8 protein-coding genes are annotated in these 16385 nt (G+C 46.3%); all 8 read right to left on the minus strand.

Features of this window, described 5'->3' with window-relative positions:
• Nucleotides 1-70 precede the first annotated feature (70 nt).
• The 8 genes from NSS87_RS26400 to NSS87_RS26435 all read right to left on the minus strand — a co-directional run bounded on the left by NSS87_RS26400 (nt 71) and on the right by NSS87_RS26435 (nt 16221).
• A complete protein-coding gene (locus tag NSS87_RS26400) occupies nt 71-7444 on the minus strand; it encodes a pectinesterase family protein (RefSeq protein ID WP_339243458.1) in 7374 nt (2457 codons plus the stop codon).
• 80 nt (nt 7445-7524) lie between these two features.
• Nucleotides 7525-9111 (minus strand): glycoside hydrolase family 43 protein, encoded by a 1587-nt coding sequence (locus NSS87_RS26405; protein WP_339243459.1) that lies wholly within the window; start codon nt 9109-9111, stop codon nt 7525-7527.
• Nucleotides 9108-10073: a pectinesterase family protein gene (locus NSS87_RS26410; protein WP_339243460.1), complete on the minus strand. Its 966-nt coding sequence runs from the start codon at nt 10071-10073 to the stop codon at nt 9108-9110. The genes NSS87_RS26405 and NSS87_RS26410 overlap by 4 nt, the downstream gene beginning before the upstream one ends.
• Before the next feature lie 17 nt (nt 10074-10090).
• The gene (locus NSS87_RS26415; protein ID WP_339243461.1) at nt 10091-10984 is read right to left on the minus strand and encodes a CocE/NonD family hydrolase; all 894 of its coding nucleotides are present in this window, start codon (nt 10982-10984) and stop codon (nt 10091-10093) included.
• Complete coding sequence (locus NSS87_RS26420; protein ID WP_339243463.1) at nt 10984-12354, minus strand: glycoside hydrolase family 28 protein; 1371 nt, start codon at nt 12352-12354, stop codon at nt 10984-10986. The genes NSS87_RS26415 and NSS87_RS26420 overlap by 1 nt, the downstream gene beginning before the upstream one ends.
• A 5-nt stretch (nt 12355-12359) precedes the next feature.
• Nucleotides 12360-13517, minus strand: coding sequence for a glycoside hydrolase family 88 protein (locus tag NSS87_RS26425; protein WP_339243464.1), 1158 nt, complete (start codon nt 13515-13517; stop codon nt 12360-12362).
• 91 nt (nt 13518-13608) lie between these two features.
• The gene (locus NSS87_RS26430) at nt 13609-15165 is read right to left on the minus strand and encodes an extracellular solute-binding protein (protein ID WP_339243465.1); all 1557 of its coding nucleotides are present in this window, start codon (nt 15163-15165) and stop codon (nt 13609-13611) included.
• Nucleotides 15166-15255: 90 nt separating this feature from the next.
• Entirely contained in the window at nt 15256-16221 is a 966-nt protein-coding gene (locus tag NSS87_RS26435) for an ABC transporter permease subunit (protein WP_339243466.1), read from the minus strand.
• Nucleotides 16222-16385: the final 164 nt, after the last annotated feature.

A 16385-nucleotide genomic window follows, 5' to 3' on the forward strand; every position in this document is an offset into this window, starting at 1 on the left:
TTTGGTTTATTAACTTATAACAATACGAATTATAATATGATAAATCACACAGGGTGTCAACTTGAAATGTTTACAATAACTGAAACAATCGATACACGATCACTGCTGCCTGAGCCCGAGTCGCATGAGCTTTAGGTGCAAAGCTGTCCTTGCCAACCCCTTGAATGATGTTTGCATCCTTCATGGATTGAACAGCCTCTAGCGCATAGGCAGAAATACCAGATGCATCTGTGAAATTAGCTGGCTCGCCTAATCCCGTTACGGGAAGCTTGGCGAGTTGTGCCGCACGATAAGCCATCAATGCCATTTCCTCACGGCTAATGGATTCATTGGCACCGAAAGTACCATCAGGTCTGCCCTGAACAATACCAAGCTTCGCGGCAGCAGCAACAGAGCTATAGTACCAGTCATTCAGCGCAACATCCTGGAATGTACTTACTGCGCTGGCGTCATCCAGTTCAAAAGCAAGCATCAGCATCTTCAGGAACTGTGCCCGAGTTACATCCAGCTGTGGTCCGAAATTATGATCTCCTGTTCCCAGCAGGATTTCTCTGGCGGCAAGAGCATAAATACTATTTTGTGCCCAGCCTAGTCCAACGACATCATTAAAGGAATTCTCTGCATACCCTATTGTGAATCTGTTGGAATCATCCGGTCTAAACATCATCTTCCCTGTTCCCGCATTATATCGGGAGTTTCTAACGACTTCCATTGTCCCATCTGCACGAATTTGATAGATTATTATTTGCTCTACATCGGAAGTCGTCTTTGGTTTGAAATTCAATTCTACCTTCAGTCCGCGTCCAAAACTATCAATCCGCTTACCATCAACAAAGAATGTAAATTCATAAATATCCCCGACATCGTTCTGAAGTGACAGTGTCTTTGCATCCACTTTACCAACTATAAGCTTAATACTCGAAGCGTCAGATCCAGCCATTACTCGAAGCAGATCAGCATCTATTCGGAAGGTAGACAGACCCATATCTATTTCCAATGACTGCATACCATTTGTTGCAGCTTGTGCCAGTTCATGAGCTGGCAGGGTCAGTTCAATCACCGAGCTGTCCGCGGATGGCTTCACTTCAATGCTTAACCTTCCGCTCTGCATCGAGTTTATGGCTTGCTGTAGAATAGTCGCCGTGATCGTCGCAACAGCCTTGCCCTTCGCATCTGCTGTCACAGAAAGAATGACTCTCCCTGCGTCCACTGCTGCTTCCGGTAGTTTCTTCGGCTCAACTGTCGATGAAGAAGACGTACCCCCTGATTCTGAAATCTGAGTGTCCGCAGTAATTTCAATAGACATTATACCTACAACACCTGAGCCATCTTTGGCTGTCGCCTTCACAGTTACTTTACCCGCTGCTATAGCGTTGAGCAGACCAGCTTCCGTAATGGATGCAAGCTCAGTCGCAGATCCATCCTCATTCACCACCGACCATATGACCGAGGGATCAGATGCATATTCTGGTAAGACCGTAGCCAAGAGCTGCAAGGTCTCCCCTTTTTTAATTCGGCTCACATTGTCTTTGGTTGCCACTTTTATTTCCAAGACTGATATCGGAATGATTCGAACAATGGACTGTGCCTCGTGCAGAATGTCGAATTCACCATCTGCGTTCGAGCCGCGAAATGAGATAAATCTAAGCGGTACAGCGATTTCACTGGTCATCTTCTTGGCCTTAAAGATCATTTCCAAGAATTCCGCATCGTCAGTCAGGGCATTCTCTGCCTTGGTCCCGGTTACACTAACTGTTATTAGACCTGGAGTTTCTTGTTCAATATGAGTAATACTCAATTCATCTGGTATAGTCTGGGTGGATACAAATTCTACACCTGTTGCATCGAACTCCAGCGTAAAGTCTACAGCATATACATCTTTGTAGACGGAAGTAGTTACATTCGTAAGCCCGACACGATAAGCAAACGCTTGACCAGACGATATGGTAACAGGTCCTTTCAGCGTTGCAACAGGTAATTCTGCTATAGGTCCACCTTGACCACTGATGTTGATCTCTAAGCTTCCTGTCACTCCACTGCCATCTACCGCTCGTGCAGTCACTTGAATCGTCCCGTTTTTTCTGGCTGTAAGCAAGCCATTCTCATCAATAACCGCTTTATCCGTAGAGGTTATACCATCGGAATCAGTCACGGCCCAGCTAACATTAGGATTCGTCGCATTCTCTGGAAGAACAGAAGCTTCCAGCTGCAAAACCCCACCCTCTGAATCAATGCTGCTGGCTCCATCATTACTCGTTACAGTGATTGAAGACACATGTATCGCAGGAAGCTGTGCTTGGTTGACCAAGACGGTTGATTTCTGCGGATTCCATCCATCATTGCCACCAAGAACGGCCTGAATCGTATAGGCTGCTGCCTCTTCTGCCGTTAATTGCTTGGACCAGCTATAACGTGAAGATGCATTAGCTCCCTCACCATAGCTCAAATACTCGGAGAAGCGTGCTGTCTTGGATCTACCTTCATACCATTCATGCCATCCAGTAGCACGGATATGTGCGCCCATCTCCGTGTTGATGAAGGTTGAGCTGCCATAATCTCTCCATGGTCGGCCTAAATCCACGCTCCCAGCAGCAACGTCTTTACTCGCTGTTAGCTGATTGTTGATGAACACATAACCTGGCTTACCTGATTCAGTGGAAGGTGCAGTAACATAGCCGGCACCCGCACTTTGAATCACATTATTCTCAAATACCGCGGAAGAATTACCGAAGATGAAGTCTACCGTACCTTCAATATGACTGTCGACGAAATAGGCTCTCCCCTTATCCGCGAACAGGGTATCCTGATATCCAAGGAGCTTTACATTCCGGTATACACCCCTGTCCCCTTCAGCATACAAAGCAACTGCCTGCCCCGCATTCAGTCCTGCACTATTTTGAACCGTCATATTTTCCAATGTGAAATCGGTTGCCGCAGCTTTCAGTGTATAGCTGCCACTGGTGCCCATTTCTTTACCATCTGAGCCGATCGATTTGGCTGAATCTCCATTAACAAGAACGGTACCTTCTCGGCTCTCCCCGATCATGCTGATATTCTTCTTATTAGACGGAACTAGAACCTTCTCATTATAGATGCCGTTCTTTACCTTAATAATCGTGCTTATGGCACTATTATCAGGTGCTGCCTGGATAGCTTCATTAATTGTCTTATAATCTCCTGCCCCCTTCTGATCCACAATAATCACAGGAGCTGGAACCACTTGAACCACCTCGGATGGAACACTCGCCCCCTTATCTCCGATCGCTATTACCGCATATTGATAGACATTACCGTTGGTTAATTCTTTATCGGTATAACTTGCTGCTTCAATCCCGTCAGCTACGATCGCATAGTTTCCACCGCTCTCCGAGCGTAGAATTTGATAGCTGCTCGTTCCATCAGCTGCGTTCCAGATTAGACGAACTTCACTGTTGCCCGGCTCTGCCGTAACCTCTTGTGGAGCCTGCGGCTGATCGAGGTTCTGGTATGAAACCGCTGGGGTAACAGCTGAGTCCAGACTACTACGGGTACCATTTGTAGCCTGGACCTTGTAATAATACGGCGTGCCATTTGCTGTCTTGCGATCAGTAAAACTTGTGCCGCTTATATCAGCACCAAGTACTTCATAAGGACCGTTCGAAGATAATGCACGTTTAACTATATACTGGCTCGCATCCTCGATCACTGGCCAACTCAATGTCATAGCACTATCACCAGCTTGAATGAAAACCACCGGAGTTTCCAAAGGAGCTGCCGGAGTGGCAATAACAGGCTCCGAACCATTGCCTTCTCCGGCAACATTTGTCGCGGATACAACGTATCGATAGGCTTGCCCGTTGGTTAATCCCCCAATACGATAAGATGTTCCGACAATGTCTTTTACCACAGTTTCATAGCTGCTTATGGCTTCATTCCACTTCTTGATAGAATAGCTTGCTGCATTCTCCACCACATCCCAGCTCAGATCTAGCTGAGTATTCCGACTTACAGCAGCAAGTGACTCTGGCGCTGGCAATTTCACCGCAAGTGAGGATGGGGTAATCCTAATTTCATTGGAATTCCCTGATTCACCCGTAGGCGCCATCGCGGAGATCACATAATAATAAGTAGTTTCATTGGTTAATTCTGTATCAATATATGATGTCTCTGTAATAGCACTGGCTATGGTCTCGTAAGGCCCCCCACTCGTAAGGCTTCTCTTAATATTGTAAGAAGTCGCACCCTCAAGAACAGGCCATTTCAGCTGAGCTGCTTCGTTCCCTGGGAGTCCTGTCAAACCAAGTGGCGTTTCGATCGGTTCAACATACACTTTAAGATTATCTAAATAATAATGGCCTGATCCTCCACCCGGCGTCTTGGACAAAATACGCCCAATACCATAGCTGGCAAAATTCGTAGTTGTGAACGGAAAAGCGCCGGCTAGCTGATCATCGATGTATACCTCTACTTCATCATTTTTCACATTGACCTTTAGCTTAAGGTTATACCACTGATTCAATGAATAGGAACTCATCAGTTGATGATACTGGCTGCTCCCTCTGCTCATAGTTAATGTATACTTACTCGAAGCCTCTGGAAGCGTTGGTTTTCTGCTCTCGATAGAGAACGCCGTTTTGGTTCCGTCTGTACTCTGGGCTTGAAGGAATACTGAGGTTCCCGATTCTGCCGCAAACATAAAGTCAGTATCAATGACAAGCGCACCCGTAATTGGCGCGAATTTACGGATAAACTGTACATTGCCGTTTGCTGCATCATACACATCCAGCACTTTGGCTGATGTATTCCCTTTACTGCCGGATGGTGTGGCAGATACGATAATCTTTTGCGCTTCGGTCTGTGGTTTCGGAGTGACCTCATAATATTCAGGAGTCACACCCTCGTCGACCTGCTCATAGTCCTCATCTACATAATAAATATTCCCCGCCTCGCCGTTAGGCTCAGCGCTAGCCTCCATGGAATCGAAGCTTTCTCCAAGCTCATTCACCGCACTAACTACGTAATAATAGGTTTTCCCTGGGCTCAATCCAGAATCCGTATACTGGCTATCTAGGACATCTGTGCTGATCGTCTTGTAGGGACCACCTGAAACCTCACTACGTTTAACACTATACGATTGAGCAGTTTCTACCGTCTCCCAGTCCAGCTTCACCTTCTCCTCACCTGCTGTTGCCGTAAGTCCACGAGGAGCACTTGGAAACTTATCCCCAAGCGAATTTAGCTCCACACCACTGAACACAGAAGTATTATATCTGTTAACCTTGTTATCTACTTTTGCTGCATCGGCTCCAAGACCAAAATAAACCGTGTCACTAAGCTCAAGACTCACTGTACCGACCTTACTCCAAGTCAACCTATCTGGTGATATTAAGCCCGTCACTTCATTACCAAGACGAACCAATTTAACCCAATAAGGCGTATTGATGAAGCTTTCTGGCTCGGTTTTTATTACCTTAGCCCCTTCATTGGAGCGTGTAATTAGAATGCCTTTCTTGCCATATTTGACATAAGGGATCGCCAGCAAAGCCATCTTGGCATTATCCTTGAGGCTATCACGAATCATGACTCCTGCTTTAGCATAATCATCAGTCGGTGTCACGGAATCAATTTTAGCGATAATTTCTCCGTTGCCTTTCAGGGTTTGATAAGCAAAGTGAAAGTTATCAACGGCGCTTTCGCTTTCCGAAGTAGCTCCTATAAGTCCAGCCGACTTGAGCGTGATTTTGCCACTCTCCGGATGAAGTGTGGTCTTTCCGGCAATCCCTGGATGGCCAACATCCACTGAAGTCCACGGAAGCGTAGAGCCTGTTGTATTAACATGAATAGCCACGTTATCAGATTGTGTCTTAAGACCCTTATGGTCTATAGCCTGAACAACGAGATAATGGGTCCCATCTTGAACATTGTTCCAATCGAAATTGTAGGGTGCTGTGAGATCTTCCCCTAGCTTCGCACCATTTACAATAAACTCCACTTTAGCAATTCCATCGCTATCACTCGCAGAAGCAGTTACATTCACATTACTACCTGACTCAAAGATTTGATTATTCGCAGGATAATTGATAGCGGTTACAGGATTATCTATGTGCTCCCCCTCTGCTTTACCTTGAATGATCAGATCATTCAAATATACTTCCAGATTCGTATAGCCTTCCACAGAAAGCGTGGTTCCATTGCGATCTTCAGGATCGGAAGGAGACAGACCTTTCGCCAGCTCCCATGCGTCATCCATTCCATCATGATCACTATCCACCACACTTGATGCTGTCTCTGGATAATCGGGATAACCGCCAATTTCAATAGGAGAATTAATATGCTGCCCGGTACGGTTCTTCACATCATTAATGACTCGTGCATCATAGGCATCTCGTCTAGGCAGAGTGGCACCCGCATCAGCCAGTACATTTACGTAAGCCTCCTCCGCTGACACTGCTTTATACGGGTTAGGCATCGTTGCCGGCTCTGCAAGCTTAGAGATATTGGAGAACTTTTGCACACCTTTCCAATTGTCTGCTGTAACTTCCGGACTCCCCTCCATAATGTTCCCATCAATAAACAATCTGGTTTCTGGAGCCACTTCCCCGAACAATTGTTTATTCACACTGCTGTAGGTGTTTGGTCCATTTTTATAGTAATTATTAGTAATGTTATATCGATAATCCTCTGCTCCGCCACCGTAGGTCGAGGCGAACCCCCAGTTATAAATAACGTTATTGGTCATCTCCGTCAGATCAATCAGCTTGGTGACTGTAGGCAATCGAGGGTTACGGCTGGTGCTATGAGCGATCAGGTTATGAAGATAGCTGGCATTTTTACCACCCCAAATCCCCCCGTAGCCATGACGACCTTTTTGATGGCTAGTCATCAGCATACTCTCAGCAGATATCGACCATTGCACAGTAGTATTCTCGTTATCGTACAGACTGACCACTTCATCCACGGACCAGCTGAATGAGCTATGGTCAATCATAATATCTTTATGGTATCGTGATCCAAAGGCATCATCTTCACTAGCTACCCGGTCACCTAGCCGAAAACGCATATACCGCATAATGATATTGTCCGCTTCAACAGATGTTGTGTAGTCGGCAACTGTAATCCCGTCACCTGGAGCCGTTTGCCCGGCAATCGTCAGATTGGAGCCGGTAATCTTAAGGGATTCCTTCAGATGGATGGTCCCTCCCACTCGGAAGACAATAGTCCGATTACTTTGGCTTACCGCATCGCGGAAAGAACCTGGAATTGGTGTTTCCTTGAGACCGTAATCAGCCAGCGTTGTCACTTCATACACAGATTGAGCTCTTCCACCGGTTACATATTTCCCGCCACCTTCCGCGCCGGGAAAGGCAGGAAGCGCTTCTATAGAAGCGGCCTCAACACCCCCATACGGTATACTTGTTGCGAGAAGACTGGCGACCAGCGCCCCAGATAACCATTTTCTCTTCATACAAGACCTCCTACTATCTATTGGAATAGGAAGGGGCCTGATCCATTTGAAGCAGAACCCCCTCCTTAGTGAAGCCGTGTTTATTCCTTGCCTTGATAACGGAAATGAGCAAAATCAGCACTGCTGCCACCGAACTGCTGCATATCATGCGCTGCAATCCCAACAAAATTTCCAGTGAAACCTCCCGATAAGAAGCTGATATTATGTGGATCGCCAAGCAGCTTCCACTCCCTATCCTCACTGGTTTGGTACATAAATTGACCCGTTAATTCCTTCACCTCAACTGCGATCCGAACTGCTTCTCCAGCTTTCAGTCCAATCATTACAGGTTCCGCAGTGAATTCATCCCTCTCACAACGCATTAACCGCAAGACCTTTCCGAGCCCTTCTTCATAACTGATGTACGCATACAGATAGTTATCTTCATTTAAGTACAGGAGCAGCCCCGACATCTGCAAATAGCTAGACGGCTCGTATTCAAGCGCTGTTTCTGCACAGAAACTCTTATTCGTCTGACGAATAGCCAGAATATGATGCTCAAATAGACTTTGCACTGATTCCCCAGCCCTGATCCTTAGCCATCCTGGTCTTTCAGCTAGGGAACACCAGCTTTCATTCATAGGAATTCGTAATGTATTCCAGTTTTTCTTCAACTCTGGGCCGTTAAAGTCATCCTCAAACGCAAGCGCCTGCGCTTGTTTCCGAACCTGCGTCCTTTTAGGTGCAGGCACCTCTAGTAGCGGTGTATTTCCCCCAGAAGTTAGCCTCAACCAGCCTTCTTCATTCCAGTACACCTGCTGAATAGCTGTCTCTCTCCCAAGAATGGCAAACTGACCTTCCAGTGGACGGGTGCACAAATGGGCCATGTACCATTCCCCCTCCGGTGTCTCAACCAGACTTCCATGACCAGCACATTGAAGCGGCAGTTCAGGATTATTCCGAGAGGTCAACATCGGATTGAGCGGATCGACCTCATACGGTCCAAGCAGCGTTTTAGATCGCGCGACGGTTACAGCATGACCCGATCCGGTACCCCCTTCTGCTGTTATTAGGTAGTAATAGCCTTCCCGCTTGTAAATATGTGGCGCTTCTGTCTTCTTAAGCGGTGTGCAATCAAAGATCTTGACGGGTGCTCCCGTTAATTGGCGTTGCTCTGGATCGTACTCCTGAATCACTATACCGCAGGACTTATTCCCTTCTGTGATGCGGTAATCCCACAGCTCATTCAGCAGCCATTTGCGCCCATCCTCATCATGATACAGAGAAGGATCAAACCCGCTGCTGTTCAGATATATGGGCTCAGACCAAGGTCCCTCAATCGACTGCGCAGTGATCAGATAGTTGTGGCAGTCTTTAAAAGGTCGTTTGGTGCTCTTTACGTCGGTATAGATCAGATAGAACAGGCCGTCATTATAACTAAGCTGCGGTGCCCAAATACTACAGTTTTTCGGATTTCCCCTTAGGTCCACCTGATGGGTCAAAATATCCGTGCAATGCTCCCAATCTACCAAGTCGGCAGATTGATACACCCGTACTCCGGGCAGCCATTCAAACGAAGAAACGGCGATATAATACATCTCTCCCGCCCTTACTAAACAGGGGTCCGGATTGAAGCCTTTTAATATCGGATTATGAATTATTCCGGTCTGTATGTTGTCTGTAATCATTCCTGTGCTCCTTCCGAATTCCAGAAATTAGTTCCCTCAAAAACTACATTCACATTTGGCATCTCGTCTTCCGCTTCATACCATTTCACCCATTCCACTCGCTTCAAGCTGTCGACATTCCGTATCCCGAGTTCGCGATAGCGGACCGTTCTCCGATTCGCTGCCTCTCCCCAGTCGTTCCATCCCTCAGGATGAATATGACTCCCCATCAAACAGTTCACATACTCGGTAGCGGCATGCTCCCGCCATGGACGCCCTAAATAGACATTCACTACATCGTCTGCTGCCGTCAATACACATTCGTTAAAAATATACCCATACTCGGATTCTTTAGGTGTGGAAGCTGCGGTAATATAACCCGGCTCGCCATTAGAACGGCTCAAACTATGCACCTCACAATGCTCAAACCACGCCGTCGCACCACCAAAAATGTAATCCACGGTCCCTTCTATTCGGCAGTACTGGTACATCTGACGGTAATGGGCATGATGTTCTCGCAAGGGAACGCCGCCGAAACCTCCACCCTTCTTCGAAGCAGACGGTAACGGCCCCGTAAACAGCGTGTCCTGATGCCCTATAAAGGTGCAGTAACGAAAAACCGCTTCATCACAGTGAGCATATACGGCAATTGCCTGCCCGACTGTATCTCCCTGTCCAGCCGCATTCGAGATGACCAGATTCTCCAGTGTCAGCCTACGTCCGCCCAGAAATAAGGTGGGGGTTGCGAACGTGCCGGTTTCTTCTCCGCATTCATCCCTCTCCTTGGCATAACGGTTCATCCGAATCTCAACCTGCCCTATTCCAATAAGGGCTAGGTCCGAACGGTAAATCCGTACCTCTTCTTCATAGAGTCCAGACAAGATATATAATGTTTCAGGCTGCATTGGACTCTGTTGCTCTAGGACAGCAACGGCCTCCTGAATGGTATGATAATCACAGAAATCTTCTTTACCCACCAGCATCGATCATCCCTCTTATCCTATAAATGCTTGGTCATAAACGATTGCCAAGCTACCCGCATCTCCAAGGTCTCCATATGCCCGCCACCGGTTATCATTGGTTTCCAGTTCTCTGGTCTCCCTGCCTTTCTGTACTTTTCATGTAGGCTTGAGGCTAAGAGCTCTACCCCTTCGAGCGGACACATCCGGTCATTGCGACCTGTCAGACTCATACGAGGACGAGGTGCAATTCTCGACTGAATATCCAGTGTTGTATAATGCTTCAGAAGTCCCGGAACATAAGAATAGAACCCATGATGATCCAGTCCTCTTTTGGCGATTAGGGTATGAGCATCCACCTGCCCGCAAATATCAACGGTTACCTTAATTCGTTCATCCAGCGCAGCTAGCCACCAAGACATCAGCCCACCCATGGACATCCCAATCGTCGCCACCCGTGAGGCGTTTATATCAGCACGTTCACATATATAGTCAAGTAGACGACGGCTGTCATGCAGCATCATGCCCCATAAGACCTGACCCTGCCAGAGCATTTCCTTCACTAGCTCACTTTCAGTTTTGCCGCTTCGTTCACCAAAGCACCACATGTCGATGCAGCAAGCAGCATACCCCATACCCGTAAGCGTCTTTGCAAAAGAAGGCTGCTGCAGGTAAGGACTGCTGCATATGAATTCATTCCGACCATTCGAATAATTCCCTCCATGGGAATGGTTGAAGACAACGAGCGGATAGGGAGCGTGCTGTTCAAGAGGAAGTGCAACATATGCTGGAACCTTCTCTATACCATTCAAATCCAACAGTAGCGTTTCCAGCCGATAGCCATCCCGTTCCTCTACACGCAGCAACTGCACGGAGATCGGCCCGCCCTCTGGAAGATCGCCAAGCAGAGCTGTAAGTTTATCCTGTTCTAGCATCAGTCTTCCTGTCCGCTCAAATCTTCCTGTGAAGGGGCGACAATTACCTGTTGGACTAACTTCTCTACTTTACGAGTGTTTCTAGACTGGCAGCCCGTAATATCAATCGCCTCTCCATTTTCAATATAAAAAGCAGGTCCCTCATGATTCTCAATCGTTACTTGGCGGAAGCGGATATCTTTTACGTTACCAAGATAGAACCCGCGGTTATTCATATCCTGAATCCCTGACATCATGGCCGGACGGCCAGGAATCGCGTTTTCTGCCATGGATATATCAATATCTGAGAACGTAATCTCCGAAATGTACTGCTCTGCTAGACCGTAAAGAAAGCCAGCTGCGGCATGAACGTTCCGCGCAGTAATGTTGGCAAAGTGAATACGTCTGAAGCATGGAGTTTCCTCGGTAATCGGATATGGATTTTTGTCCCACACGTATTTGTCCTTACCGCGAGGACCACAGAAATAATAAAGATTAAGGATAAACGGACAGATCACGTCCTCCATCACGATATTACTGACACGGATATCTTCTACAATGCCTCCGCGTCCGCGTCTAGACTTCAGGCGAATACCGCGATCCGTCTGTTTGAATACGCAGTTGCTAATAACGATATTACGGATATCCCCGCTCATTTCGCTTCCCAGCACAACCCCACCGTGGCCATGGATCATCGTGCAGTTCGTAATCGTAATATTCTCGCAGGCCATTCGCTCCTTCGTATCCTCTGTTCCTGCTTTAATGGCTATGCAGTCATCGCCTACATCGATATTGCAGTTGCTGATGCGGACGTTTACACATGATTCTGGGTCAATACCGTCCGTATTAGGAGAATCCGCAGGGTTAAAGATGGACAGATTATCTATCGTAACGTCATGGCAACAGATCGGATTCACAGTCCAGCTCGGGGAATTCACCAGTGTCAAATCTCTAAGTGTGACTCTGCGGCAGTTATCGAAGCTGATAAGCTTCGGGCGAGGAAATAATAGAGACTCTGGGGAATTACGTTTTTTATCCCACCACGGTGCGCCCCCTCCGTCCAGCTTGCCTGCGCCCGTAACCGATACGTTTTGTAGATTCATCCCAAAAATACAAGAAGCATGAACTTTCTGCTTTACCCCCTCCCAGCGAGACTCCATCACGGGATAATCGTTTGGATCAGAGCTGAACTGAAGTACGGCTCCAGGGCTAAGCTGTAGCTCAATATTGCTCTTCATAAAGATGGCACCTGTGTGATAAGTCCCAGAAGGAACATAAACTGTTCCTCCTCCAGCTTCGCTGGCAGCCTGAATAGCGTTAGCAATAGCTTCCGTCGAAGATTCCGTACTATTAGGCTGTGCTCCGTAATGTTCTATATTGTAGAAAGTCATTAGCTTCACTCGCTCCCTTTCATCGCGGCAGGACGCTGCAAATATTCGTACTCACCACAAGCCAGAAGAAATGCGCCTAGCCCTTTCTGATCATTGCTAATGATAGGTTCGCTGATATAGTAGGCATACGTACCATCTCTCCGATCATCTCCCCCAAGTCCAGCGACTTGGCAGTTCTTGTTCAAGTTGACCCAGCCATTCCTGGTTTCCATTACGAATTCCGTTAGAAGACCCTCATAGGCACGGTCAAGCGTTTCGAACCATTTGTCATCCAAAACACCGATTCGTATGCCCTTGGCCAAGGCATACGTAATCATGCTAGAAGCTGATGCCTCCAAATAATTGCCCTTGCGAGCACCCATGTCTACTACCTGGTACCAAACTCCTGAATCAGCATCCTGAACCTTACGAAGTGCAGTCAACGTATCGGTAAAAATACGCACTAACTCATCGTAATCCGCATGTTCCGCAGGGAGTAAGGCGAGTGAATCCACCAGCGCCATCACATACCAGCCTAACGAGCGTCCCCAGAAATTCGGAGACAATCCCGTTTCGGGATCGCACCACGGCTGTACCCGTCTTTCATCCCATGCGTGGAACAGAAGTCCTGTCTCAGCATCCTTGGTATGACGCTCACACAGAATAAATTGCCGGGTCACATCGTCCATGCCCTTTCCGTCCTCATATTCAAGTAAATACTCCAGATAGAAAGGGGAGCCCATATACAAGCCGTCTAGCCAAATCTGATAGGGATATATATTCTTATGCCAAAACGCACCTTCTGAGGTTCGAGGATGCGTTGTTATCTGCCTTCTCAATAAATCTGCAGCCTTTTTATATTTCTCCTGCCCTGTTTCTTTATGGAGCAGAAACAGTAGTTTCCCGTTATTTAGATGATCAATGTTGTGCTCACCCAGGTGGTAACCTTTCACTGAGCCATCCTCTTCTATAAAATAATCCATATTATCTTTGATATATTGATAATATTTAAGCTCACCGGTCTGTCTCCATAGCAGCTCAAAGCCCTTCAAAATGACGCCATAATCATATGACCACTTTCCATGATACCCTTTATCTTTGTATAGTTTTGGCGTTCGTTCCATAATCGAATCAGCCATACGGATACCCCAACTGCTACTTCTAACTGTATTATTGTCTGCCATTTCTTCCTCCTGTTTGAATAAACATGGTCCTAAACATTTCATCTCCGTTTAGGACCCGTTCACTATTTTCTTATCCTGTCGTCCATACTTATTAAGGGTTTACCACTTTATAAGCAGCCTCGTACTCAGTAATGATCTTGCTGCCTCCGGATTTCTTCCACTTCTCAACCTCAGCTTTATATCCAGCCAGATCAATTTTGCCAAGGATATATTTATACGTAGCATCCGTCACAATCTTCAGTAGCTCAGACCCTTGAGTGGAATAGGTCTCAGACTCCAGAGAGTAAGCAGGATTTAATACAGCATAGTCAGCATTCTCAATGATCAGCTTATCAGCTTCTGCTTTGAGTGGATCGGCATCATGGATGATGAATCCGTTCTCTAACGGACGGGATGCCGCGTATGGCTGAACTTCTTGCTTCCACAGATCCGTATCCTTAATCGTAACGGCCTGCTCTGCGTCGATTGTATAGTGAACATCCTTAATACCGTAGGTCATCAAGCCATATACGTCTTCAGTCATAAGATCATTAACAAATTTCAACACTCGTCTTAGTTCATTTTCATCCTTAACCTCGGATTTCGGGAAAGACAGTAGTCCGCCGATTCCGTTGTTACCAGCCCAGATCGCGCGATCTGCTTCATTGCCAGTGGAAGTAATATCGTTAACCATGACCAGCTCCATGTTATCCTGAATACCTTTTGAAAGATTTAACAGGTTCTTGCTGTCAAACAAGGCGCCAACATAAATCCCAGCCTTACCTTGCGCAAAATTCTGCTGCTGGTCCGTTTTTGCCGTCACAGCGAAATCCTGGTTGATATATCCGCCATCATACAGTGCCTTCATATAATCCATAGCCTTGATATAAGCATCCGTTTCGAACTCTGGTGTCATTTTCCCTGCATCATCGACAGCCCAAAAGTTCGGTGTTCCAAAGTAGGAACCCAGCGTTTTGAATGCACCATATACAAGATCACTACGATCCATGAAGCCTGTAGTATCCTTTTTACCATTTCCGTCCGGATCTTTTTCGGTAAACGCTTTCGCGACTTCCATCAACTCATCTGTTGTTTTCGGAACCTGTAGTCCAAGTTTATCCAGCCAATCCTTGCGAATAACGACGCCGTTTCTGGCCAAGGATTTTTGGAAAGGAACACCGTATAACTTACCTGCAATAGATGCGGATGTACGTGTATCCTGTGAAATCTTAGCTAAGTTCGGGAACTCATCCAGATAAGGACTCACTTCCCAGAACATGCCTGCCTTCAACGCATTACGTACCGATGAGTTATCAAGGATTGTCAGGGTAACGATGTCTGCCAAGGAATTCGATGCCAATGATGTATTAATACGTTCTTCTTTGGAAGGATCCGGAATCCAGGAAAATTCAATTTCTGTATTCGTCATTTCTTCAATTTTGTCCAGAATAGGGCCCGTTGGCGTTGTAGCCGTTTGCAAAATATTCAGCCAGGTAATCTTTGCTTTAGAGTCTAGTATATCTGTAGGTGCATTCGTTGTTTTAGTAGCCGAATCCGTGCCCCCATTCGTGGAATTCGACTCCTTCGCGTTATTGCCTCCTCCACATGCAGTGAGTAACAGCCCACTACACAGCATTAAGGCTGCAAGTTTCTTGTAATTGCGATTCATCAACATTACCCCTTTAATAGAATGTATTTGTTGTTATATCTTCCACTTCTGCCAAGAAGGCAGAGGTACGAATTCAGTGTCCTGTAAAGCTTAGTAAACACCATCTTCACCGATTTTCTTAGCAAACTTGTTCGACAGAATAACGAGGATCAAACCAACCACACCCTTGAACAGACCTACGGTGGTACTAAAACTCAATTGTCCGTTCTTAAGACCCGCGGTATAAATATAAGTATCAAAAATTTCTCCAACCTCGCGGTTTAAGGAATTAATCAACAAGTACATATGCTCAAAGCCTAGATCTAGTGTGTGACCGATCTTCAGAATGAGCAAAGTGATGATAATGGGACGAATTGCCGGCAAGGTAATATGCCAAGTCTTGCGCAATCTTCCCGCTCCATCCATCTCAGCTGCTTCATATAACTGGGTGTCCACTACAGTAATGGCTGCCAGATATATAATCGTAGACCAGCCAATCTCTTTCCAGATGATCTGTCCGATGTACACGGTACGCAGCCATTCGGGAGAAGTCAGGAAGCTGATTTTTTGCATCCCAAGCGCGGCCATCATTTCATTCAGTACCCCTCCATCCACGTTCATAAATACATAGGAAATGGAGACGATGATCACCCATGACATGAAATGGGGAATATAAATAATCGTTTGAATACTACTTTTAAACAGCTTGTGCTGAACCTCATTGAGCATCAACGCCAGTATAATCGGAAGCGGAAAAAAGATAACAATGTTTAATGCAAATAAGATTAACGTATTACTCAATAGCATAAAGAAGGTAGGTTCGGTAAACAATCGGACGAAATGCTTAAGCCCCACCCATGGGCTATCTGCTATGCCCAGAAACGGCTGATAATCCTGAAAAGCAATAATAAGACCGCCCATAGGCAGGTACTTAAAAATAACAAAATACAGAAACCCCGGCAGTATCATCAGATACAATAATTTGTTTCTTTTTAAACTCAGCCAGCTATGCCCTGTTCGCTTTTTCCTCACTGGCTTGACTTTCATGTTCAGCATGGTGACGTTTGCCTCTTTCACCTGATCGGCCTCCTTGATCGCGTTTCTTTACGATTCTCACATTACGATCATTCGTCCATTACGTATATAATCATCAGATACTGATACTTCGAAATCCGCGTGGTTATAGGCTTTTCCGGTCCTCCACCTCTTATAGTGATTACTACAATACATAAGGATCATCT

It is taken from the genome of Paenibacillus sp. FSL F4-0243 (assembly GCF_037963295.1).
Classification (GTDB): domain Bacteria; phylum Bacillota; class Bacilli; order Paenibacillales; family Paenibacillaceae; genus Paenibacillus_AQ.